Origin of the sequence: Acinetobacter baumannii (genome assembly GCF_009759685.1) — a bacterium.
Taxonomy (GTDB): domain Bacteria; phylum Pseudomonadota; class Gammaproteobacteria; order Pseudomonadales; family Moraxellaceae; genus Acinetobacter; species Acinetobacter baumannii.
This window is the reverse complement of record NZ_CP046654.1, coordinates 164,795-188,210: the sequence shown is the minus strand read 5'-3', so window position 1 is coordinate 188,210 and position 23,416 is coordinate 164,795. Positions and strand designations below refer to the sequence as shown.

Annotated in this window: 17 protein-coding genes, 3 tRNA genes and 1 pseudogene; 8 read left to right on the top strand and 13 right to left on the bottom strand. The window is 39.2% G+C overall.

Features of this window, described 5'->3' with window-relative positions:
* Window positions 1-8: 8 nt before the first annotated feature.
* The 3 genes from GO593_RS01045 to trpD are packed head-to-tail and all read right to left on the bottom strand — an operon-like array spanning window position 9 to window position 2,579.
* Window positions 9-704 carry a Smr/MutS family protein gene (locus GO593_RS01045; RefSeq protein WP_000066134.1) on the bottom strand — a complete coding sequence of 232 codons (696 nt, stop codon included), beginning with the start codon at window positions 702-704 and terminating at the stop codon, window positions 9-11.
* A gap of 9 nt (window positions 705-713) precedes the next feature.
* On the bottom strand, window positions 714-1,520 hold the full coding sequence (gene trpC / locus GO593_RS01040) for an indole-3-glycerol phosphate synthase TrpC (RefSeq protein ID WP_000608307.1): 807 nt from the start codon (window positions 1,518-1,520) through the stop codon (window positions 714-716).
* 9 nt (window positions 1,521-1,529) lie between these two features.
* Window positions 1,530-2,579, bottom strand: coding sequence for an anthranilate phosphoribosyltransferase (trpD, locus tag GO593_RS01035; RefSeq protein WP_002135374.1), 1,050 nt, complete (start codon window positions 2,577-2,579; stop codon window positions 1,530-1,532).
* A gap of 356 nt (window positions 2,580-2,935) precedes the next feature.
* Here trpD and GO593_RS01030 point away from each other — a divergent pair, with 356 nt between their 5' ends.
* Window positions 2,936-5,668: a TonB-dependent receptor plug domain-containing protein gene (locus tag GO593_RS01030; RefSeq protein ID WP_000281151.1), complete on the top strand. Its 2,733-nt coding sequence runs from the start codon at window positions 2,936-2,938 to the stop codon at window positions 5,666-5,668.
* A gap of 13 nt (window positions 5,669-5,681) precedes the next feature.
* A complete protein-coding gene (locus GO593_RS01025) occupies window positions 5,682-8,447 on the top strand; it encodes a M1 family metallopeptidase (protein WP_001189801.1) in 2,766 nt (921 codons plus the stop codon).
* 95 nt (window positions 8,448-8,542) lie between these two features.
* Here GO593_RS01025 and GO593_RS01020 read toward each other — a convergent pair whose 3' ends face one another.
* From GO593_RS01020 to GO593_RS01010, 3 genes and pseudogenes are all read right to left on the bottom strand, one after another.
* The gene (locus GO593_RS01020; protein ID WP_000925673.1) at window positions 8,543-9,127 is read right to left on the bottom strand and encodes an anthranilate synthase component II; all 585 of its coding nucleotides are present in this window, start codon (window positions 9,125-9,127) and stop codon (window positions 8,543-8,545) included.
* Window positions 9,128-9,423: 296 nt separating this feature from the next.
* A complete protein-coding gene (locus tag GO593_RS01015) occupies window positions 9,424-11,226 on the bottom strand; it encodes an aminopeptidase P family protein (protein ID WP_000999143.1) in 1,803 nt (600 codons plus the stop codon).
* Window positions 11,223-12,763: pseudogene (locus GO593_RS01010) on the bottom strand (peptide MFS transporter). The gene GO593_RS01015 and the pseudogene GO593_RS01010 overlap by 4 nt, the downstream one beginning before the upstream one ends.
* Before the next feature lie 734 nt (window positions 12,764-13,497).
* On the opposite strand from GO593_RS01010, the gene glnA reads away from it, so the two are divergent.
* From glnA to GO593_RS00985, 5 genes are all read left to right on the top strand, one after another.
* On the top strand, window positions 13,498-14,913 hold the full coding sequence (gene glnA / locus GO593_RS01005) for a type I glutamate--ammonia ligase (RefSeq protein WP_000061267.1): 1,416 nt from the start codon (window positions 13,498-13,500) through the stop codon (window positions 14,911-14,913).
* A 125-nt stretch (window positions 14,914-15,038) separates the two neighbouring features.
* Complete coding sequence (locus GO593_RS01000) at window positions 15,039-15,548, top strand: chorismate--pyruvate lyase family protein (protein WP_001231790.1); 510 nt, start codon at window positions 15,039-15,041, stop codon at window positions 15,546-15,548.
* Entirely contained in the window at window positions 15,545-16,423 is an 879-nt protein-coding gene (gene ubiA / locus GO593_RS00995; RefSeq protein ID WP_000205472.1) for a 4-hydroxybenzoate octaprenyltransferase, read from the top strand. The genes GO593_RS01000 and ubiA overlap by 4 nt, the downstream gene beginning before the upstream one ends.
* A gap of 110 nt (window positions 16,424-16,533) precedes the next feature.
* Window positions 16,534-17,841, top strand: a complete 1,308-nt coding sequence (locus tag GO593_RS00990; RefSeq protein WP_000830584.1) for a lipase family protein — start codon at window positions 16,534-16,536, stop codon at window positions 17,839-17,841.
* A 105-nt stretch (window positions 17,842-17,946) separates the two neighbouring features.
* Window positions 17,947-18,147: a hypothetical protein gene (locus GO593_RS00985; RefSeq protein WP_000082790.1), complete on the top strand. Its 201-nt coding sequence runs from the start codon at window positions 17,947-17,949 to the stop codon at window positions 18,145-18,147.
* 9 nt (window positions 18,148-18,156) lie between these two features.
* Here the strand turns inward: GO593_RS00985 and GO593_RS00980 are convergent, their stop codons facing one another.
* The 6 genes from GO593_RS00980 to GO593_RS00955 all read right to left on the bottom strand — a co-directional run bounded on the left by GO593_RS00980 (window position 18,157) and on the right by GO593_RS00955 (window position 20,749).
* A complete protein-coding gene (locus GO593_RS00980; protein ID WP_000464149.1) occupies window positions 18,157-18,600 on the bottom strand; it encodes a DUF2726 domain-containing protein in 444 nt (147 codons plus the stop codon).
* A 55-nt stretch (window positions 18,601-18,655) separates the two neighbouring features.
* Window positions 18,656-18,731 (bottom strand) — tRNA-Asn (locus GO593_RS00975).
* Window positions 18,732-18,912: 181 nt separating this feature from the next.
* Window positions 18,913-18,988: transfer RNA gene (locus tag GO593_RS00970), tRNA-Asn, on the bottom strand.
* Window positions 18,989-18,996: 8 nt separating this feature from the next.
* Window positions 18,997-19,072 (bottom strand) — tRNA-Asn (locus tag GO593_RS00965).
* 146 nt (window positions 19,073-19,218) lie between these two features.
* Window positions 19,219-19,845, bottom strand: a complete 627-nt coding sequence (locus tag GO593_RS00960) for a superoxide dismutase (RefSeq protein WP_000208082.1) — start codon at window positions 19,843-19,845, stop codon at window positions 19,219-19,221.
* A 145-nt stretch (window positions 19,846-19,990) separates the two neighbouring features.
* A complete protein-coding gene (locus GO593_RS00955; RefSeq protein WP_001284931.1) occupies window positions 19,991-20,749 on the bottom strand; it encodes a Nif3-like dinuclear metal center hexameric protein in 759 nt (252 codons plus the stop codon).
* 193 nt (window positions 20,750-20,942) lie between these two features.
* Here GO593_RS00955 and GO593_RS00950 point away from each other — a divergent pair, with 193 nt between their 5' ends.
* Window positions 20,943-22,118, top strand: a complete 1,176-nt coding sequence (locus GO593_RS00950) for a S1C family serine protease (RefSeq protein ID WP_001254963.1) — start codon at window positions 20,943-20,945, stop codon at window positions 22,116-22,118.
* A 49-nt stretch (window positions 22,119-22,167) separates the two neighbouring features.
* On the opposite strand, the gene GO593_RS00945 is transcribed toward GO593_RS00950, so the two are convergent.
* Complete coding sequence (locus GO593_RS00945) at window positions 22,168-23,406, bottom strand: multifunctional CCA addition/repair protein (RefSeq protein WP_001198539.1); 1,239 nt, start codon at window positions 23,404-23,406, stop codon at window positions 22,168-22,170.
* Between the last annotated feature and the right edge of the window lie 10 nt (window positions 23,407-23,416).

Sequence of the window (23,416 nt, the reverse complement as noted above, 5' to 3'; positions counted from 1 at the left end):
CCAAAGGATCATTTTTTTTGTTCAAATTTTGGATTTTTTTCTGCACGTTTAAGCAGTACGAGAACAGCGCCGGTGCCACCTTGGTTTTCAGGGGCACTTACAAATGCCAAAACATCACGATGTTGGCGTAGCCATCCGTTGACATAGGTTTTTAAGACCGCTTCTGGGCCTTTACCATGCACAATTTTAATGACATTTTGATTTTCATCTTTTGCCATCTGGATGATTTGTAAAACTGCGTCACGTGCTTGTTCAATGGTACAGCCGTGTAAATCTACAGCTTCAAACCAACGCATCTTGCCTGCTTTTAAGTCTTCAAAAACCTTATGTTGAAGAGTCGCAATGCGATAGCTTAACGTTGCTTGGCTTGCGACCGGATTTAAAGCAGCTTGTGTATCTGATAGCTCGGCATGTTCGGTATCACGACCACCTTCGGCAGCTGCACGTTTCGCCAGTGTTTGTGCATCAACTTTTTTGGCACGTGGGGTTTTTACATCGGCAATATTACTATTGTTGATGGGTTTAACGCCTGCAACAGCCTGCTTAAATAGATGTGTGTCTTCCAATCCTTCAGACTCAGCCTGAGATTTTTTAGACTCAGGCTGATTTGCGATTTTGCTTGAATGAGGATTGGAGATTTGCTTTTTAAATTGCTTCAATAACTTTTGTTGCTCTTTAGAAAGCGATGAATCTTTATTACTCATATATCTTCATTAAACCGTTTGAGGTTGTCCAAAAAGGGCAGTAAAAGCTTGATCTGGACGTGGTTGTTTCATAAAACTTTCGCCAACCAAGAAACTGTGAATATCATGCTCTTGCATCATACGCACATCATCTGGTGTCGCAATGCCACTTTCAGTGATCAGTAAACGTGAGGACGGAAGTAATTTTTTCAAGCGGATAGACGTATTTAAATCTACATCAAACGTTTTTAAATTACGGTTATTCACACCTAGTAAACATTGCTCAGAAAGTTTTAAGGCACGCTCTAACTCTTCTTCGTCATGAACTTCAACCAATACATCAAGTTGATGTTCAAACGCTGTTTTAGACATTTCTTCGAGTTGCTGGTCAGACAAACAAGCAACAATTAATAAAATACAGTCAGCATGCAAAGCACGTGCTTCAACTACATTATATGGGTCGACCAAAAAGTCTTTACGTAAAGCAGGTAGGGCACAATGATTGCGGGCAATCGCAATATTTTCATCTGCACCCTGAAAGAAATCCACATCAGTCAGTACCGATAAACATGCTGCTCCAGCTTGTTCATATTGCTGAGCAATTTCAGCAGGATTAAAGTCTGCGCGAATGATCCCTTTTGATGGAGATGCTTTTTTAATTTCAGCAATCACACCCGGACGTTTATGTTGTAAAGCATTTGCAAAGCCACGCACCGGAGTCGCTGCTTTTGCAAGCTCTTCTACGTCTTGCAAATTACGTTGTTTTAAACGCGCAGCAAGTTCCTCATGTTTACGGTCAACAATTTTACCTAAAATGGTATTTTGAATATTAATCATGAGAAGTCCTTAATCTGCCTGAGATTGTTTTAATATTTTAGTAAATTCAGCTAAAACACTCATTTTCTCTAATGCTTGCCCGCCGTAAATAATATCTTGAGCGAATGCAACAGCCTGAGCATAAGTCTTGGTAATGCCCGCTACATAAATGCCTGCGCCTGCATTAAGCGCAATCATGTTTGCAGCTTTTTCACCAATATCAGATTTATTTTTGCTTAAAGCATCTTTAATGAGCTTTAGACTCGCCGTTGCATCTGCGACAACCAAACCATTTAATGTTTGTGACTCAATCCCGACATCTTCCGGATTAAGGGTCCATTCCGTAATTTCACCGTCTTTAAGCTCAGCAATAGTTGTCGGAGCTGCAAGACTGATTTCATCAAGACCATCTTTTGAATGGACAACCATGACATGTTCGGCACCAAGTTGTTTCATCACTTCGGCAATTGGGCGGCACAGTTCATCTGAAAACACACCAATCACAAAGCGTTTTACACCAGCTGGATTGGTCAGTGGGCCGAGTAAATTAAAAATACTTCGAATACCAAGTTCACGACGTGGGCCAGCCGCATATTTCATGGCTTTGTGGTGGTTTGGTGCAAACAAGAAACCTACACCCATTTCGCGGATACAGCGTTCGGTTTGTTGCATATCTAAATCAAGATGAATACCTGCTTGTTCAAGTAGGTCTGATGAACCTGATTTACTTGAAACGCCGCGGTTACCATGTTTTGCAATGGTTGCACCCGCTGCTGCAATCACAAAGCTAGACGCTGTAGACACGTTAAATAAATTTTGTCCATCACCACCAGTACCCACAATATCAACTAAATGTTTGATATCGCTCACATCGATCTTGATCGCAAATTCTCGCATGACACGTGCGGCCGCTGTCATTTCGTCAATGCTTTCACCTTTCATGCGTAGGCCCATCATTAAAGCACCAATTTGTGCTTCGGTTGCCTCACCTTGCATGATGCTGCGCATAATTTCTTCCATTTGAGGCTGAGTCAAATGAATGTTCTTGGTAATGTGGTTGAGCGCCTGTTGGATATTCATAGTCATGATTTACAGCATTAATGATTAAAATTTTTAGGTGAAGTTGATCGAGTGTGGGAGGTTCGGCCTATTGCGTTCCATGATTCACTAGCTAGGGGAGCTATGTTAGCAGAAAATAACCAAAGATTTTTGCTGTTCGATAAGAGTTTTAAAAATTTTGCTCAGTTAGGGTATGGGTTTGAGTCATAAACAGAATTTATTTATTGAAAAAGGTTTTAGTTTGTTGTGAGTTTTTATGATAAATAATTAACCATTTGGTATATCTTAAACATCAATATATCTAGAAAAAATGTGTATAAATCAACCAAATAAAAGTGGATATAGTAGGGCGATCTTTATTTTGTCTATTAATAAATATGTATTTAAATAACTTGAAATATGTAGGGGCTTTAAAAAATAAGCGCTCATTTATTTTTGTATTTGTTGCACTGTTTCATCCATTAAAAAGCTATGCGCAAGAAACCGTAGAGCAAACACAAAACCAAGCTAAACCAGATAAAGTAGTTCGTGTTGCGGTGACAGGTTCTCGGATTTCAAAAGCACAAAAAGATGGCCCGACCAGTGTGACCGTCATTACCGCAGCTGATATTGAAAAACAAGGTTTTAGTAATGCATTTGACGCACTCAATAACCTGACGCAAAACACTGGTTTTGTGCAAGGTGCCGATTATGGAAATACTTTTACACCTGCAGCGAACGCCATTAGTTTGCGAGGTCTGGGACCCAATCATACTTTGACTTTAATTAATGGACATCGGGTTGCAGACTATCCTGTACCGTACGACGGTTCTGTCAATTTCGTGAACTTAGCCAATATTCCAACTGCCATTATTGACCGTATTGAAATATTAAACGGTGGCGCTTCTGCAATTTATGGTTCAGATGCAATTGCAGGTGTGGTAAATATTATTCTGAAAAAGAAAACAGACGGTACTCAATTTAATATTAAGGCAGGTGGAACCAAAGAAGGTGGTGAAAATTTACGTTTACAACTAAGTGGTAGTAAAACTTTAGACAAGCTTAGTCTGGTTTATGGGGTTGAACTCAGCGGCCGTGAACCGATATGGGCAGCCGATCGGGATTTTATGAAGAGCCGAACTCGTTTGGGAGAAAAACCAGACACGATTGTGGGCCGTAAAAATGCCGATACTGGTAAATACCTTTCTATTGGTGGATGTCAGGCCTTTAATGGTTTATTTAACGGATCAGTCAATAATATTGGACAAGCAGGGGCGGACAATTGTGCCAGTGGTTTGGCACGGCCAACTTATTGGACGGTTCAGACCCAAAACCGCAGCCAAAATGGTTATCTCGGTTTAGATTATGAGTTAAATGATAAAACCCAATTATTTGCAGATTTTTTGATTGGGGCAAACCAAATTGAAAATAATACCCGTAGTCCGACATGGACTTCTTTAGCTGCAACGAGTGGTTATTTCCTAAATCAAGATTCGGGAAATTATGAAATTTGGAATCGCCGTTTTGCACCTGAAGAATTAGGTGGGGTAGAACGAATAAATAAAAAATGGAAAGAACTTTCTTCTAACTTAAATTTTGGAATTCGAGGCGATATTGGAGAGACGAGCTGGAGTTATGAAGCAGCCTATAATGGTTCCATTTATACTAGTCAGCTAAACCGTCAAGGCTTATTACGTTCGAATGTGGATGAGTACTTCTTAGGTCAGCAACTTGGTACAGATGCAGATGGTATTCCTATTTATTCCCCTCATTTAGATCGTTTAAGTCGACCACTAACAGCAAGTGAATTTGAAAGTATTTCGGGCACAACAAAAGAAAAAGATAAATCGTGGGCACAAAGTTTAACCTTAAGTGCGAATGGTGATGTGTTTAAGTTACCTGCGGGAACTGCCAAACTTGCAGCAGTGGCTGAAATTGGGCGTCAAGGCTTTTCGATTAAGCCAGATCAGGCAGTTGAAAATGGTGAGTTTTATAATACGAGTTCTAGTGGAGAATATAGTGGTACTCGTACACGCCAAGCACTTGGTGCAGAATTATTCTTACCTTTAGCAAAACCGTTAAATTTAACCCTGTCCGGACGCTATGACCGTTATGCTTTGTCAGATAACAGCATTGATAAGCTAACTTTCGGTTCGGGTCTCGAGTTTAGACCACATCCGACATTATTGGTGCGTGGTAATTACGCGACCAGCTTTCGTGCACCAGATATGAACTATCTGTTTTTAAATCAACAAAAAGGTTATTTCGCAAGTACGACTGACTATTTACGTTGTAGCCAAACGGGACAACCTTTAGATAAATGTACTTTTAAAGATTACGCACCTGGGGCGAACTACACTTTAACCGGAAACAAAGAGCTGAAACCTGAAGAGGGTAAATCTTATGGTGTAGGATTTGTTTGGTCGCCAACCAATAAATTTGATATCAGCATCGATTACTGGGATATCAAAATTGATAATCTTGTGACCAACTTAAGTGCGGACAAAATTCTACGTTTGGAAGCAGATTGTCGTTTAGGCAACCAAGATATTAACTCTGCAGCCTGTATTGATGCATTAGCACGTGTGGAGCGTAACCCTGCAAATGCAGTTGTCGATCCAAATGTAATTAAGAATATTAATATTGTTCCGATTAATGCTGCATCAGACCATACCCGCGGGATTGATTTCACTAGCAGATGGCGCTGGAAAACAGACAGCTTTGGTAACTTTCTCTGGACGATCAATTATAGCCGTGTACTAGAACATGAATATCAACAATCAAAAGATGGCGAGAAAGATGACTACTTAAAAGATTTAACCATTCCTGATTGGCGTGACCGTTTTAATACCAGTCTCAGCTGGAGCTTTGGTGATTGGGCATCAACAGTATTAGTTAATCGTTATGGCAAAATTCCAAACGGCGACCAAACTGCTTACCTAAGTCCAACGTATTTGGTGAACTGGAGTGGTACTTATCAAATCTCTCCAAAAGCTTCTGCTTCAATCATTATTAATAACTTGTTTGACAAAGTGAAACGAGATGACACAGGCGGTTGGCCGTATTATCCGGTAGGATCATATTCACCATTCGGCCGTCAAGGTTGGTTGGAGTTTAACTATAAATTCTAAGAATGATGTATGGATGCAGCGAAGTGGTACAGCATTTGCTGCATCTTTTTATTTAAAACTACAGAGGATAAAACCCCTTATGCTGGTCAAGCCTTCATTTAAAAAAAGATTGCTACTTACAACATTATTATCTTTATCGGCAACTCAAATTTTTGCATCGAATAACAGTGAACAAATCCCGATTGGTAAATTACCCGAGTGGGTCGTACCCGAATCTTATGATTTAGATTTTAAGATTGATCCTGCACAAAAAGGCTATACTGGTAAAACCACTATTCATTTAAAGCTGGCTCAAGCCACAGATCACATCTGGATTCATGGTAAATATTTAACGGTTAAAGATGTGAATATTACATCGGCAGAGGGTATTAAAACCAAGGCAAAATATGAGCAAGCCTCTGAAATAGATGGGGTGAGTAAAATTAAATTTGCCAAAACCTTGCCCGCAGGACAGTATCAACTCGTTCTAGATTTTAATGCGGCGTATGACCAGCAGCTCGATGGTATTTATAAAATCGAGTTTGAGGGTAAACCTTATGTGATGACGCAAATGGAAGCAATTAGTGCACGCCAGTCATTCCCATCATTTGATGAACCACGTTTTAAAACGCCGTTTAATATTCGTTTGACGATTCCAAGCAAATATTCAGGGTTTGCCAATACCCAACAAACGTCGGAGCAAGCAGAGAAGTCGGGTTGGAAAACACTCAGTTTTGCACAAACCAAACCACTACCAACATATTTACTTGCATTGGCTGTCGGGCCGTGGCAATTACAAAAAGGACCTGATATTGGAGCAACTTCATGGCGTAAGCAGCCGATCCAGTTACGTGGTATTGCGCCCGATGCTAAAGCTGAAAAAATGCAGCAAGCCTTATCTGAAACGCCAGCCATTTTAAAAACTTTAGAAGATTATTTTGCCTTTGGTTATCCATTTGACAAGCTCGACTTACTTGCAGCACCAGACTTTGCTGCTGGGGCAATGGAGAACCCGGGGTTAATTACTTTTAGAGACTACTTGATGTTATTAGATAAGGACTCGCCAGTTTTTTTTGTACAGAATTCATTTAATGTCAATGCACATGAGTTGGCGCATCAATGGTTCGGTGATGTCGTCACGATGCCGTGGTGGGATGATTTGTGGCTAAATGAATCTTTTGCCACATGGATGCAAAGTAAAATTACTCAAAAATTACATCCTGAATTTAATGCTGACCTAGAACGTATTACAGACACCGCAGATGCGATGAAAAGTGATAGCTTGGTGAGTGTGCGCCGTATTCGCCAGCCTATTTTAAGTAATGCCGATATTCAAACTGCTTTTGATGGTATCACGTATCAAAAAGGTGCGGCTGTTTTAAATATGTTTGAAAGCTATTTGGGTGAAGAAAAATTCAAACAAGGGGTGCGCAATTATATTAATAAGCACCAATATGGTAATGCGACAGCCAATGATTTAATTAGCGCTTTAGCAGAGCAGTCTGGACAAGGTGAGCGCTTTACTAGAGCGATGAAAAGTTTCCTTGATCAACCGGGTGTACCTTTACTCAATACTTCACTACAGCAAGAAGGCAATAAAGTCTTTTTAAATGTGAAGCAAAGCCGTTATTTACCTGTGGGCTCAAAAGGTGATGCAAGAAGCCTCTGGGGTGTACCATTATGTGTACGTTATGAAGTTCCAAATGCAGGTAGTAAAGTGCAATGTGAATTGGTAGACCAAGCAGAAGCCAAAATTGAACTCAAAGGTGCCAGCCTTGACAGCTGGTATATACCAAATGCAGATGCGGCGGGATACTACCAATTTAGTTTGCCACAAAAAGAGTTTACTCGTCTGACTGCCGCTACAGAAAAGCTTTCTAACACTGAACAGTTGGCTTATGCCTATGCGATTTCAGCTGCTTTTAACCACGGCGATATTAATTTGTTGGCTGTCGTAGATGCTGCGAAGAAATTTGCCAATTCAAATAGCCGACAAATTAGTACAGCGCTGTTTTCCCAGTTAAGTACCATTCATCGTCATGTATTGAAAACAGAAGCTGAACGTGAGCATTTTAGAAAAGTTTTGGCAAATTTATATTTACCTAAATTAAATCAGTTGGGTTATGTCAGCAAAACAGACGAATCAGCTGAAGACAGTTTATGGCGTAGTGAGTTGGTTAGATTTCTTGCTTTAGATATTCAAGTTCCTGAAGTTCGTACCCAACTGTTAAAACAGTCTGATGTTCTATTTGCTCAAAAGCAGCTTAATTTTGCGCAAGTAACACCTGAATTATTGCCAACCATTTTAGCTGTACGTGTACAAGAAAAAGGTCAACCAGCTTTTGACCGATTGTCTGGAGAGTTACAACGCGTGACTCAACCGACACAACGTCTTGCAATACTTACAGCCTTGGGTTCAGCAAATCAAGAAGCAACGCGCCAACAAGCCCGTCAGTTGATTTTAAACCCGCGTGTTAAAGTTGGTGAAGTTCGTACCGTGGTCAACTCAATCAATAATTATGGAGATGAACAAGGTGGCTTATGGTCTTGGTTTAAGGTAAATCATGACGCTGTGTTTGATCGTTTAGGTAAATCTTCAGCTGGGCGTTTCCCTGCAATGTTTAGTGGGGCAGCATGTACCCAACAACAAGCGGCACAGTTAAATGACTTTTTTGCACCACGAACTAAAGAGTTGGTCGGGGTAGAAAGAGGATTGAAACAGACTAAAGAGCGTATTCAACTCTGCGAATCGCTGGTAGCAAAACAAGATGGGTCAATTGTGCAACAGTTAAAGTTGTAATTGATTCAGCCATAAAAAAGCCAACTGATAGTAGTTGGCTTTTTTATTAAGGGTTCTTATCAAATTACTTTAAAAACAATCTATTGACGGCTGACTTATGCGTAGATGTCTAAAAAGTTTTTAAAGATTTGATGGCCATGTTGGCTCAAAATGGATTCCGGATGGAATTGCACGCCTTCAACAGGAAGTGTCTTATGTTTAACGCCCATAATTTCTTCCATTGAGCCATCTGCTTCATTGGTCCAGCATGTTACTTCAAGGCAGTCAGGTAGTGTTTCTTGATCAATGACTAATGAATGATAACGAGTTGCTGAGAAAGGGCTAGGAAGATTACTGAAAATACCTTTATTGCTGTGGTACATGTCAGATAAACGTCCGTGCATCACCGTTTTGGCTCTTACAATTTTCCCACCAAAAGCTTGCCCAATACTTTGATGGCCTAAACACACCCCAAGTAAAGGAATTTTTCCGGCAAAATGATTAATTGCAGGAATTGAAATACCTGCTTCACTTGGAGAGCAAGGGCCAGGGCCAATCACAAGATATTTTGGTTGCCATCGTTCAATATCCTCTAATGTGACTTGATCATTGCGAACTACTTTTACTTCCTGATTCAACTCGCCAAAATACTGGACGATGTTGTAGGTAAAAGAGTCGTAATTGTCGATCATTAGAAGCATGATGAACTTAACCTCATGATAATTAAAATATATTTAATGAGTAGTTAGAATATTACTCACATTCATACTCACTGTTTAGAAAAGACTTTTTAGGTTTGAAAAATAAGAAGCCGCTTTCTAATGGGCTAATATAGCAAAAAAAGAAGTAACCAGTTTAACTATTTCATTCGTTAGAAATTTGCAGAAAAAACGGCTTTAAAAAGTGAGGTTTTTTGAAATTATAGATAAGTACAAATAAGGCAGAATAAGCTTCTATTGTAAATAAAAAACTATTCTGCCTTGGTCATACAAGAAGATTAAATCTTACGTGTGTTATAAATCAACCAATCTAAAACATCGCCAGATAAATGTTCAGCCAGTCTTTCTTGAACAGTTTCATGATAACCATTTAACCAGTCTTTCTCTTCATCCGTTAGCATGTCAACGACAATACAATCTAAATGAATCGGGCAAAGGGTCAGCGTTTCAAACTCTAAGAAATCGCCGTAGGTTTTCTCAAACCCTGAGTGAAGTCTGTTTGCAACCAGATTCTCAATACGAATACCGTATTGTCCCTCATGGTATAAGCCCGGCTCGTTGGAAAGAATCATACCTTCACGCAACTTACTATAGGCATGAATAGGCGCGTAATAAGAAAGAACTTGTGGTCCTTCATGCACGTTAAGCGCAAAGCCTACGCCATGACCTGTACCGTGACGATAATCTAAACCATATTGCCATAACGTATGGCGACAAATTGAATCGAGTAGTGGGGCAGCTAAACCTTCTGGATAAATCGTTTTTGCCAAAGCAATATGACATTTTAAAACCAGAGTATAGTCACGTTTTTGTTGCTCTGTTGGTGTTCCTACAGGAACAACACGGGTAATATCCGTTGTTCCATCAACATACTGGCCGCCAGAGTCAATGAGTAATAGGCCATCGCCTTCAATGAATGAGTAATGTTCTTCAGTTGCACGGTAGTGAGGTAGAGCACCATTGGCATTAAAGCCGGCAATCGTTGAAAAGCTTGGGCCTATAAAACCCTCTTGTTGAGCACGGAAAGCCGTAATCTTTTCATCAATGGTGAGTTCTGAAATGCGTTGACCTTGATGAAGTGCTTTTTCTAACCAGTTGAAGAAATGGCAAAGGGCAACACCATCTTTCACCATGGCATGACGGATATGAGCAATTTCGCTTTCATGTTTACGCGATTTAAAAAGTGTACTTGGGTTGATGTCGTAGACAACCTGAATATCTTTTGCGATGGCTTGTTCATGAAAAATCGAGACTTTGGCTGGATCTAAAAGTACTGAGGCATCAGAAATATTCGATAAAAACTGAGCTGTATCTTCGTAGTCACGAATCTCAATGCCATCAGCTTTAAAAGCCTGTTGGGTAGTTAAATCAACTTTGTTACTATCAATGAATAAAACAGCCTGTTGAGCACTGATATATAAATGCGAAAGAAATACAGGGTTATATTCTACATCTTGTCCACGTGCATTTAAGACCCATGCAATATCATCTAAAGATGAAATGAAATGTCCTTCAATCGCCTTAGTTTTTAACGTTTCGCGTATTGCCTGAATTTTTTCTTTACGAGATAGGGCATTTAACCCTTCAGGCATTAAATGAATCTGCTCTAAAGGAAGTTCTGGACGATTAGACCAGATCAAGCCAATTAAATCTTGCTGTGTTTCAAGCTTAAAGCCACGTTGCTTTGCTGTATTTTCCAACGCTTTAAATTGCTGGATTGAAAGTGTTTGCCCATTTACTGAAATAACCGAACCAGCCAGTAGATTTTTCTCAATCCATGCGAGATGTGTAGAAGATTCATCACTGGTCAGTTTTTGTAATTGAAAGCCAGTTCCAGCGAGTTGTTGTTCGGCTTGTACCCAATAGCGCCCATCGGCCCAAAGTCCTGCAAAGTTTTGGGTCACAACTAAAGTGCCAACAGAGCCACTAAAACCGCTTAACCACTGCCTTGCTTTCCAATAGTCTGGTAAATATTCAGACATATGGGGGTCTGCACTCATGACAACCAAAGCATCAATACTTTGATTGGTCATGAGTTCACGAAGTTTCGCTAGTTTTTCTGGAACAGTTAAGTCGTTCATATCGTTTCCAAATCAGGTTGAACTTTGTTGGTACTTTTGTCCATTAATTTATTCATTGGTTTCTTTAATAAAAATAACACGATTGCGCCAATAACCAAGGCTAATACACAGCGCATAAATAGGCTAGGTAAATGATTAATACCATCTGCCGAGACTTGCCCGCCAATTAAACCTGCCATAAGGTTGCCAAGAGCTGTACCTGTAAACCATAAACCCATAATTTGACTACGTATGACATCAGGTGCAAGTTTGGTCATGGTTGATAAGCCAATTGGGCTTAAGCAAAGTTCACCTATGGTAAGAAGAAGTAAAGTACCGACTAACCAAAATGGTGAAACTACTCCGCCATGAATAGCAAAATGACTGGCTAGAGACATAAGTAAAAAGCCACCTGCTGCGAATAACAACGCAATAATAAATTTGCTGATATAGCTTGGATCTTTATTCGCTTTACCTAGCTTCGCCCATAGCCAAGCTGCAACGGGAGCAAAGATAATAATAAAAAGAGCATTGATTGATTCAAACCATACAGTTGGGATTTCAAATCCGAAAACAATACGGTCCGTATAATCTTGCGCAAATAAAGTAAAAGTCGTGGGTTTTTGTTCGAAAGCTGACCAAAATAGGGCAGAGGCTGCTAATAAAACGAAGCAAATAATTATTTTAAATTTTTCATGTTGCTCTAAATTCAGGAAAAGTAGTAAATATGCAAAATAAGCAATAATCCCAATGCTAATACCTACGGTTAAATAGGTTGCGACAGCGACGGGATTGATGTGAATGATACCGAGGAAGGTTAGCGCAATAACGACTGCAACTGCGAATAAAAAGCTAAATACAATTTTAGGCGCATTTTTATTTTCTACAACAGGTTTGCTACAGCTATTAGCTTCTTGGCGTAGCTCATTAAATGTTTGGAGCTGAGGCATTGCCATAAAACGGAAAATTAATAAAGCAATTAACATCCCAATGCCACCAATACCAAAGCCTAAATGCCAGCCATGGTCTTTCGCCAAAAGCCCTGTAATAAGTGGGGCAATAAATGACCCCATGTTAATTCCCATATAGAAAATGGAAAAACCTGCATCACGTCTTGCATCATTGGCTTTATATAGTGTTCCCACGATCACGGAAATACATGTTTTAAATAATCCGGTACCTAAAACAATCAGTACTAAACCTAAGTAAAAGAAAGATTGATCAAATACAGATGTAAGGGCAATTGATAAGTGACCTAAGGCAATAATAATTGAACCGTACCAGACAGCACGTGCTTGGCCTAACCAGTTATCAGCAACCCACCCCCAAAAACGGTCATTAAATACATGGAGCCTGCAAATAATCCAACAATCGCTGCGGCAGTTGGTCGATCAAGTGCTAGACCGCCGTCATTGACCATCGCAATCATATAAAGAACGAGTAAGGGCCGGATTCCATAATAAGAAAATCTTTCCCAAAGCTCTGTAAAAAATAGCGTTTGTAATGGTTTAGGATGGCCGAAAAAAGCTTTATCCGATTGTTCAAAGTCATATTTCATTATTCAAATCCTTGAATGCTTTTAAGTTTTTTATAAACATAACTTTTGGTTTGTTTATTTATAACAAAAATTTATGCATATAGTTTTTAGTTTTTTTTAATAATAAAAGCAAGTTTGGCCTGTATAAAAAAAGTGAATGAAAAAGAACATGAATAGTAAAATTTATTTTTTGCTGAGTAATGTGAGATCTACTATATGTGGTCTTATTAACTGCTTAGATAGCGACTAAATAGTGCGTTTATTTAGAGAAATTCATAAAAATGAAAAATAATTATTAGATTTTAACTAAAGCAGAAGGCATTTAACTGATGGTTTAAGGCATAAATTTAAGTTGCTGAAATAAACCAAAGGAACTCACTGGGGAAGATCGATGTCAAAGGAGTGATTATTTTCAAGTAATCCGATAAGAATCTCAGCATTATATATAAGAAAGTATTATGATCATGGACGACTGTTAGAAATTGATGCAGCGGTTTATATCAGTGCAACAATTTTGCACTAAATTAGGGCAATAATGAGCTATTTAAATATGCCATAATTTGAAAATGTGTGAATATGGTGCATTTACACAAGCAAACAGTATAATGGGTTCAAGACAAGGGGCCTAAATCATGAATACTTATAAGTAATTCAATGTTTTAGGTAAGTCTTATAAAGTTGGTATGAGAATTGCTTAATAAATACCAGCAACTAACACGCACTCAACAAGTGCAACAAAATTTCATTGGAGCAAAATGAGCATGGCGAACAAGGTCCTTCAACTCATACAAGAAAGTGGCGCAAAATGGGTCGATTTTCGCTTTACTGATACTAAGGGTAAAGAACAGCACGTAACTTACCCAGCTGATTCTATTGATGAAGATACTTTTGAAGACGGTAAAATGTTCGATGGTTCTTCAATCGCTGGTTGGAAAGGTATTGAAGCATCTGACATGATTTTACGTCCGGATGCAGAAACTGGTTTCATCGACCCGTTCTTTGCTGAGCCAACAGTAGTTGTGACTTGTGACGTTATTGAACCTTCAACTGGTCAAGGTTATGAACGTGACCCACGTTCGATTGCTCGCCGTGCAGAAGAATACTTAAAATCTACAGGTATCGGTGATACTGCATTCTTTGGTCCAGAGCCAGAATTCTTTGTATTTGACGAAGTGAAATGGGACATCGATATGTCTGGCGCTCGTCATACATTAATCGCTGAAGAAGCTGCTTGGTCTACTGGTAAAGATTACGAGTCTGGTAACTCAGGTCACCGTCCACGTGTTAAAGGTGGTTACTTCCCAGTTCCTCCAGTTGACTCTGCACAAGATATGCGTGCAGAAATGTGTGCAAAAATTGAAGACATTATGGGCCCAGGTCGTGTAGAAGTACACCACCACGAAGTTGCTTCTTGCCAATTAGAAATTGGTGTGAGCTTCAATACCCTTGTTCGTAAAGCTGACGAAGTTCAACAGTTCAAATATGCTGTTTGGAACGTTGCACATCAATATGCAAAAACAGCTACGTTTATGCCTAAACCAATGGTAGGTGATAACGGTTCTGGTATGCATGTTCACATGTCTATCTCTAAAGATGGCAAGAACTTGTTTGCTGGTGATGAATATGCAGGCCTTTCAGAAATGGCGTTGTACTTCATCGGTGGTATCATCAAGCACGCTCGTGCATTGAATGCAATCACAAACCCATCTACAAACTCATACAAGCGTTTGGTTCCTCACTTCGAAGCACCAATTATGCTTGCTTACTCAGCGCGTAACCGTTCTGCGTCTATCCGTATTCCTTACGTTTCTAACCCTAAAGGTAAACGTATCGAAGCTCGTTTCCCAGACCCAATGATGAACCCGTACTTAGGTTTCGCTGCGTTGTTAATGGCTGGTATCGACGGTATCCAAAACAAGATCCATCCGGGCGAAGCTGCTGACAAGAACTTGTATGATCTTCCTCCAGAAGAAGAAGCAAAAATCCCAACAGTTGCTCATAGCCTAGATATGGCTCTTGAAGCACTTCAAGCAGATCACGAATTCTTGTTAAAAGGCGGCGTGTTCACTAAAGAAATGCTTGATGCATATATCGAACTTAAAACTGAAGATGTACGTCGTCTTAACACGACTACTCACCCAGTTGAATTCGATATGTACTACAGCCTGTAATACATACTTCATAAAAAAGCCTGCTTATGCAGGCTTTTTTATTGCTTGGAATGTTGATTGAATTCTCTACGTTTTTTATCAAAAAATTGGGGTAAACTAGGTGCGAGTTTTCATGTGAGCAGATTATGCGTAAACGACAACCAGTACTTAAGCAGGAAAAGACTTTAAATCCTGAATTGAAAACATGGTTGTATGCGTCTGGTTCTCTGACACAACAACTCACTGAGCTGGGTGGTGGGAAGTTCAGCGTAAAGCCTTTCAAAGAACATTTCCAGCGTTTAACTTTTGCCGACAGTCAATGGATGAACATGCCCCATACCCACACTTCTTGGGTAAGGGAAACCTATTTATATGGCAGTGATGTAGAGCCGTGGGTGAAAGCAAAAAGTATTTTTCCCATTCAAAGTTTACAAAAAAAAGCCCGTATATTTCAGCATATTGGTTCTAAGCCAATAGGTCTTTTTTTATTTCAAAGAACAACACCACTTTGTGATCGCCGGATTATTCGTTTACCAGAAGGCTGGACGCGACAAAGTTGCTATACTTGGCATGGATGTAAATTTATTGTTCAAGAAACATTCTTACCGGCTTTTGAAGCTTTTTTATATCAGCAGCACGACAAGGAATTACTATGACGACTGCAACAGGTACAACATGGCGTCAGCGTTTAGAAGCTTATTATTATCTATGCCGATTTGATAAGCCAATTGGTACTGAACTGGTGTTTTGGCCAACCATGTGGGCACTTTGGGTTGCATCAAAAGGAATACCGAATTTAGGTATTTTATTCGTCATGATTTTAGGCGTCATTTTTATGCGCGCTGCTGGATGTGCCATTAATGACTTTGCTGATCGTAAAGTAGATGGTCATGTAGAGCGTACAAAAACACGTCCGTTAGCAACAGGGGTTATTCGAGCCAGAGAAGCAGTATATGTATTCTTGGGTCTTGTTTTAGCAAGTGCATGTTTGTTGTTCTTTTTACCCATAGAAACTTTCTACTGGTCATTTGGAGCATTATTTTTAGCTTTCATTTATCCATTTATGAAACGCTATACCAACTTACCGCAAGTTTTTTTAGGAGCAGCATTTTCATGGTCAATTCCAATGGCCTTTACTGCGGTAGGTAAAACTCCGGATCTGACTTGCTGGTTGCTCTATTTTGGTAATTTGGCTTGGACAGTGGCTTATGACACTCAATATGCAATTACAGATCGCGAATATGATTTAAAGATTGGTGTGAAATCTACAGCTATTCTTTTTGGTCGATATGACATCCAGATTATTGCGCTTTTACAAGCAATAAGTCTTGTTTTGATTGGTACAGCGCTATATTTAGAAAATATCTTATTTCCTTGGGCCATTATTGCTTTAGTTGTAGTGGCATTTGATTTTATATATCAAACAATTAAAACCAAAGACCGCAACCCTCAGGTATGTTTTTGGGCATTCCGTCACAATCGTTGGGTTGGATTAATCATTTTTCTAGGAATATTTTTAAATTTCATATAGTAAAAATGACCGTGAGGTTGAAAAGTGTTCTATGCAGAGCACTTTTTTTATGTCTTAATATTTGTGCATGAAAAATATGCGGAATAAATAACACATAAAAAGGATATTCTATGAAACGGTCAAAAATTGCTTTAGCTATAACATTATCAATTTCAGCATTATTTCTTACAGCATGTAATGACGATGATGATGATTACATTGGAGTAAATCCTGATAAAACGTACATCTCTGAAAAAAACTATTCTCAAGATACTTTAAGTGGTGCTGCCTCTATCAAAGTGATGACCTATAACATGGAGAATGTACAAGGAAAAACAGCTCAAGCAACGGCACTGGTCATGTTTCCTAAAGTTACTCAACCTAAGGATGGTTATCGAGTAGTAGTGTGGGAACATGGAACTGTAGGTGTAGGGGACAGTTGTGCACCAAGTAATAATACAATTAATCCACGGTTTAAGATCTTAGCCGATACATTGTTGGCGGCTGGTTATGTCGTGATTGCCCCAGATTATGAAGGATTGGGCACCCGGGGAATGCATCCATATTTGAATCTATCAAGTGAGGCTAAATCAGCATTAGCTGCTGTTAAGGCCGCGAAAGATCATTATGGTAATCAGTTAAATGGTGCATGGATGTCGATTGGGCAGTCTCAAGGTGGACATGCTTCATTAGGCACAGCGGAATTTGCTAATAATGATGCTAATTACAAAGGGGCAGTTGCAGGAGCGCCAGCTTCAAGCCTCGGATATATTATTTCTACAGTTGCACCACAAGCAATTCAAGATATTCTTAAAAAAGAGCAGGCTGGTACTGTACCTGTTGGTACGGCTGTAGAAGTATATGCTGAGCTTCTTGCATATGCCGCATATACTACCGTAGGTATTACTGCGTATGAGCCTAAATTTAATTATCGTGAAATTTTCCAACAACGTTCTCAAAGTATAGCTGAGTTCGCAGAGGGGACTACAGGTGAAAATGGTGTATGTTTAACCGATTTGCATAATAAATTTGCGGATGATATTCGAGATTTCCTGGCTACTAATGCCGGTAAAACAGTTTTAGATTATCCCGGTTTAGCTGGTAATTTCCAAGAAAACCCAACTGTGAAAAAATTCTTGGTAGATAACCAACCTGCTACTAAAAAAATTAATTCACCGGTCATGATTGTTCAGGGTACTGCTGATATGGCTGTACCATATCCAGTCACAGATGCCCTGCAAAATGGTCTTAAAAAAATGGGAACTGATGTGACATTTGTACCTGTTTTAGGGGCTGCTCATACTCAAGCGATTGTATGTAGAAATGCTGAAATTTATCAATTTGTTCAATCTAAGATGCCAGCTAAAACAAATATAGTGCTTGATCCATCAGTAATAGATGCTAGTAAGAATGTTGAATGTACTGGAATAGCACAATAATTTTTTGCATTTAAGATATTCAAATTAAAAGGGTCTTAAAGAAGGCCCTTTTTTGTTATATTGTTACGCATTCTGAAATCGATATTATTTGAGTTTGAAGAACTTATGAGCCAGCAATCTGTTGAAAAAAAATCTGTTCCTTGGTTATTAATGGGATTAGGTTTACTTATTCCTTTTCTGATTATTGGAATACTTTTTTTGGCTGCAAAAAGTGATGCTCAGAATAAGAAACAATATGAACAGCAGCGTTTAGAAATGGAAAAAAGAATAGCTGAGAAAGAAGCTGCCAATTCTGACAAGAAATAACAGTAGTTTTTAATAAATATCTTTTTGTAGCTGGCGTACACTCGGGATGTTTGTATAGCGTCTTACGATATAACCTGCCTCTATGAGCATTTGATCACGAAGACGATCTTCTTCGACTTTCTCAAGGTGAGTAGGGTCATCTAGCTCAATAATGGCTATTACTTCCATGTTTTCATCAAGCAAAACAAAATCAGTGACTTTACGGTTGAACTGACTACGAACCTTATAATCATTACTGGTTATTAATGCGCTAAAAGCCACTTGTGCTAGAACATGATAACTTGGGAAACTCTGTTTTAAGCGTATAAACATTTGAGTTTCAAAATTAGTAATAACAGGACGGGCAAAGAATTTTTGTTTGGGAAATAAATAAGGGCGTAAACAAACAAGAAGAAAAATACAGGTGCTTAAGCAACCTAAAATAATAAAAAATAAATGACTCGATTCGAACATGTGAAGACATCATACAAATAAAAACCCACTCATAAGGAGTGGGTTTTTAGAATCTTGGCTCTCCCACCTGGGCTCGAACCAGGGACCTGCGGATTAACAGTCCGTCGCTCTACCGACTGAGCTATGGGAGAATCTGGAAAGGGATTTTAGGCAGGAAAGGGGGCGAGGTCAAGGGTTAATAATGGAATTAGTGAGAATATCTAACTGATTGGTTTAAAAATATTCGAAACATTGATTTTATTCAAAATAATAGAAAAATATTAAATGATTAGAAAAGAAAAAGCCCACAATGAATGTGGGCTTTTAGAATCTTGGCTCTCCCACCTGGGCTCGAACCAGGGACCTGCGGATTAACAGTCCGTCGCTCTACCGACTGAGCTATGGGAGATTAGTAGATGGCTCTCCAACCTGGGCTCGAACCAGGGACCTGCGGATTAACAGTCCGTCGCTCTACCGACTGAGCTATTGGAGAATCTGATGCGCATTTTATGGATGAAATCTAAAAGCGTCAATAAGAATATTAAAGAAAATGAATCGTTTGCTTGATTAATATGCTTTTGTTGTACTAAAAATAAAAAAACCACCCAAAACAGGGTGGTTTTTTATAAAGAAATAAAATTATTTCTCTACACCAGCTGGTTGGCCTGCAAGTTTTGCATTTGCATAGTCCCAGTTCACAAGGTTTTCTAAGAAAGTTGCGATGTATTTAGGACGTAAGTTACGGAAATCGATGTAGTAAGCATGTTCCCATACGTCAATTGTTAATACAGCAATTTGACCATGTGCAAGTGGAGTGTCTGCATTAGAAGTTTTAGTAATAGAAAGTTTACCGTTTACTTCATCAGCAACTAACCAAGCCCAACCTGAACCGAATTGAGTTGTTGCTGCAGCAGTAAATTCTTCTGCAAATTTTTCGTAGCTACCAAAAGCTTCGTCAATTTTAGCAGCGATTGCGCCAGTAGGCTTACCACCACCGTTTGGCTTCATGCTGTTCCAGTAGAAAGTGTGGTTCCAAACTTGAGCAGCATTGTTGAAAATACCAGCTTTAGATGCATCACCAGCAGTTGCTTTAATGATTTCTTCTAAAGTTTTACCTTCAAGGTCAGTACCTTTGATTAAGTTGTTTAAGTTAACAACATAGGTATTGTGGTGTTTATCGTGATGGTATTCTAAAGTTTCTTTACTGATATGTGGCGCTAAATCATCATAGCCATATGGAAGTGCAGGTAAAGTAATGGTTGTCATGTTCCTATTCCTTGCATTTGCTGGGTTATACAATTAAGTGGCTCTATTGTAAATGATTCTGGATGCAATAGGGCAGCCTTTTAAAGAACTATACACAATAAAGATCTAATTAATACGCATAACACAGATTGAAAAAAAGACTTAATTAAATCGGATTATTCAATTCAAAATATTCACTTTCAATAGCAAACTGTTTTGAAATTGCTTGTGCTAAACGTTGAACCCCATAACGTTCGGTTGCATGGTGACCACAGGCAAAATAATGAACGCCTAATTCTTTTGCTTCATAAAAAGTTCGTTCACTGACTTCGCCTGAAATATAAGCATCGCAACTTTGTAAAGCAGCTTTAGCAATAAAATCTTGAGCACCGCCTGTACAGAAGCCTACTTTTTGAATACTTTGTTTTTCAGCCGGTAAATGGATCACTTTAAAATCAAAACTGTTTTGTAGTTTTGCTTTAAATTCCTCTACAGAAAGCGTTTGCTCTAAATAACCGATATTACCAATTGGATGTTTCTCGGTTAGATCAAGTGGTTCTAAATTTTGTAAGTTTAGTTTTTCTGCAATAGCGATATTATTGCCTAAACTCGGATGTGCATCTAAAGGCAGATGGTAAGCGACTAATGAGATATTATTTTGAATAAGTTTTTTTATACGGTTACCTCGCATACCAGTAATTGGGTACGGTTCGCCCTTCCAAAAATAACCGTGGTGTACGAGTAAGAGATCGGCATTCTGAGCAATGGCTGCATCAATTGCATCTTCAGAAGCAGTAACTGCACAAAGAATACGTTTTACTTCAGTTGAACCTTCAATTTGCAGGCCATTTGGTGCGTAATCTTTAAATTCTGCTGCTTTTAAGGTTTGGTCGCACCACTGAATAATTTCATGCAAATTTGCCATGATATTTCCTGAATTGAGTAGTAAAAGTTGCTAAAGCTATAGAAACATATTTTGTTGTGTAACTAAAGCTAGACAAATCTTTTTTGACTTTTTTATGTATATCGACATATTTAATTTAAAATGCTTAACTGAAAACTCTTTTTGTTCAATATATTAATTTAATTAAAAACTTCTTTGCGTAGAGGATATGAACGTGCGCCGCACCTTTACATGGTTACCTTGGGTGTTACTTATTATTGTAATTGCCAGTTTTATTGCATGGCAAAAATACCATCAGCCGAAACCAACTGTTGCAGTTGATGGGGTGCAAATGCCAGCTGAGAAAGTTGAGCCACTGGTTGATACTTCTCGAACGGGCGGGGTGGTGTCTTATAGTGCTGCGGTAAAAGTTGCAGCACCAGCAGTAGTTAATATTTTTACGACCCAGAAAGTTAAACAAAATCATCCTTTATTAAGTGATCCGGTATTCCGTGAATTTTTTGGAAATCAGGTTCCTGAGCAACAACAGCAAAATGAAAATAGTTTAGGTTCAGGGGTTATTGTTCGCGCCGATGGTTACATTCTCACCAATAATCATGTGATTGCTCAAGCTGACCAGATTGTGGTGGCATTACATGATGGACGCCGAGCAGAAGCTACAATTGTTGGCACCGACCCTGATACAGATTTGGCGGTTATTAAAATCGATTTAGATAAATTACCAGTATTGCCTTTTAAGCTCAGTGGTAATGAAGTTGGTGATGTTGTTTTAGCGATTGGTAACCCATTTGGCGTAGGGCAAACTGTAACTCAAGGGATTATTTCAGCAACCGGTCGCTCTGATTTAGGTATTAATACCTATGAAGACTTTATTCAAACTGATGCTGCAATTAACCCAGGTAACTCAGGTGGCGCATTAATCGATGTGGCTGGTAACTTGATTGGTGTGAATACGGCGATTTTCTCACAATCGGGTGGCTCTTTAGGAATTGGCTTCGCGATTCCGGCAAAGGTTTGTCAGCAAGTATTAAACTCGATTTTAAAAGATGGTCGTGTTGTTCGTGGTTGGTTGGGTATTAGTTTACTTCCACCTACACAAGACGATGTATTGGCACCTAAACAGCAAGTGGGTGTAGTTGTTGCTGATGTCTTAAAAAATGGTCCGGCAGATGCTGCGGGGATTAAAGTTGGCGATAAAATTGTTCAGGTGAATAATGAGCCGATCACTTCAGCTTCTCATTTAATTAATTATGTCGCTTTGCAAGAACCAAATAGCGAAATTAATGTTCTGGTTGAAAGAGAAGGTAAACAACAAAACTATGTTGTGACGGTAGGTGAGCGAAAAGCACAGAATACACAATCTCAGTATATTCCGCTTCCAAGACGTTAAAACCTAAATAAAAAAAGCCTCATTTTGAGGCTTTTTTTATTGTTGTTTATTAGGAGTGACTAAGACTTTGATGCTGATTTTTAAATTCAGCTAAAGCTTCAATTCGATATTGAATAAGCATTTCACCAATTTCAGCACCCTTAATGTTCTCTGGTAAATCTTGAACTTTAATGGAGCGAACAATTTGCATGGCTTCACGCATGTATTGAGCTTGAGGATATGGACGATCTTCTAGTCCTAATCTGCCTTTTGCATCACACTCGCAGGCTTGTACAAAAGCTTCCACTCTTTCTGGACGACGTAAAACATCTAAGCGTTGCAATAGACGCCATAAAGTACCAGGTTTCAAGGACATAATCTGATGACATTTTAAATGTTCTTTGCACACTGATAATGCCAATTGTTTGGTCTGTGTCGGAACTCTTAAACGTTCACATAATTGGGTAACTGGCTTAATTCCACGTTCTTCATGCATGATATGACGAGGAAGTTCCTCGGCTGGAGTGAGGGCCTTACCAAGATCATGCACTAAAACAGCGAAACGTACATCAAGCGAGTAGTTCGACTTACAAGCTTGCTGTAATGACATTAAAGTATGAATGCCGCAATCCACTTCAGGATGATATTCGGGACGTTGAGGCACACCGAATAAAGCATCAATCTCAGGGAAAAGATGTTTTAAAGCCCCACAATCACGCAAAGTTTGGAAATAAATATCGGCATGATTTTCCATTAAAGCGCGTGAAGTTTCTTTCCAGACGCGCTCTGGTGTTAGTGCATCAAGTTCACCTGAATCTGCCATGGTTTGCATAAGTTGCAATGTCTCTGGCGCAATTTGAAAACCATATGGGAAATATCGGGCGGCAAAACGCGCGACTCGCAATACCCGTAAAGGGTCTTCAGCAAAAGCTTCTGAAACGTGGCGCAGAATTTTATTTTCTAAGTCGTTTTGGCCACCATATGGATCATATATTTTACCATCTTGATCCATTGCAATCGCATTAATGGTTAAGTCTCGACGAATTAAGTCATCTTCTAAACTAACGGTTGTATCAGTAAAGAATTGAAACCCGTGATATCCCTGTCCAGACTTTCGTTCGGTTCGTGCAAGTGCGTATTCTTCTTTGGTTTCGGGATGAAGAAACACAGGGAAATCTTTGCCTACAGGTTGAAAACCTTGGGCGAGCATGTGTTCCGGCGTTGCACCGACCACAACATAGTCTTTTTCTTGATAGGGATGCCCAAGTAAATAATCTCGAACAGCACCGCCTACTAAATACACTTGCATGAAAAAACCT

What these genes read in the sequence shown, in the direction of transcription:
- ubiA (WP_000205472.1), top strand. Translation starts at nt 15,545, where the DNA reads ATGACGACTGCAACAGGTACAACATGGCGTCAGCGTTTAGAAGCTTAT.
- GO593_RS00960 (WP_000208082.1), bottom strand. Translation starts at nt 19,845, where the DNA reads ATGACAACCATTACTTTACCTGCACTTCCATATGGCTATGATGATTTA.
- GO593_RS01015 (WP_000999143.1), bottom strand. Translation starts at nt 11,226, where the DNA reads ATGAACGACTTAACTGTTCCAGAAAAACTAGCGAAACTTCGTGAACTC.
- GO593_RS01000 (WP_001231790.1), top strand. Translation starts at nt 15,039, where the DNA reads ATGCGTAAACGACAACCAGTACTTAAGCAGGAAAAGACTTTAAATCCT.
- GO593_RS00985 (WP_000082790.1), top strand. Translation starts at nt 17,947, where the DNA reads ATGAGCCAGCAATCTGTTGAAAAAAAATCTGTTCCTTGGTTATTAATG.
- GO593_RS00980 (WP_000464149.1), bottom strand. Translation starts at nt 18,600, where the DNA reads ATGTTCGAATCGAGTCATTTATTTTTTATTATTTTAGGTTGCTTAAGC.
- trpC (WP_000608307.1), bottom strand. Translation starts at nt 1,520, where the DNA reads ATGATTAATATTCAAAATACCATTTTAGGTAAAATTGTTGACCGTAAA.
- GO593_RS00990 (WP_000830584.1), top strand. Translation starts at nt 16,534, where the DNA reads ATGAAACGGTCAAAAATTGCTTTAGCTATAACATTATCAATTTCAGCA.
- GO593_RS00945 (WP_001198539.1), bottom strand. Translation starts at nt 23,406, where the DNA reads ATGCAAGTGTATTTAGTAGGCGGTGCTGTTCGAGATTATTTACTTGGG.
- GO593_RS01045 (WP_000066134.1), bottom strand. Translation starts at nt 704, where the DNA reads ATGAGTAATAAAGATTCATCGCTTTCTAAAGAGCAACAAAAGTTATTG.
- GO593_RS01025 (WP_001189801.1), top strand. Translation starts at nt 5,682, where the DNA reads ATGCAGCGAAGTGGTACAGCATTTGCTGCATCTTTTTATTTAAAACTA.
- trpD (WP_002135374.1), bottom strand. Translation starts at nt 2,579, where the DNA reads ATGAATATCCAACAGGCGCTCAACCACATTACCAAGAACATTCATTTG.
- GO593_RS01030 (WP_000281151.1), top strand. Translation starts at nt 2,936, where the DNA reads ATGTATTTAAATAACTTGAAATATGTAGGGGCTTTAAAAAATAAGCGC.
- GO593_RS01020 (WP_000925673.1), bottom strand. Translation starts at nt 9,127, where the DNA reads ATGCTTCTAATGATCGACAATTACGACTCTTTTACCTACAACATCGTC.
- GO593_RS00955 (WP_001284931.1), bottom strand. Translation starts at nt 20,749, where the DNA reads ATGGCAAATTTGCATGAAATTATTCAGTGGTGCGACCAAACCTTAAAA.
- glnA (WP_000061267.1), top strand. Translation starts at nt 13,498, where the DNA reads ATGAGCATGGCGAACAAGGTCCTTCAACTCATACAAGAAAGTGGCGCA.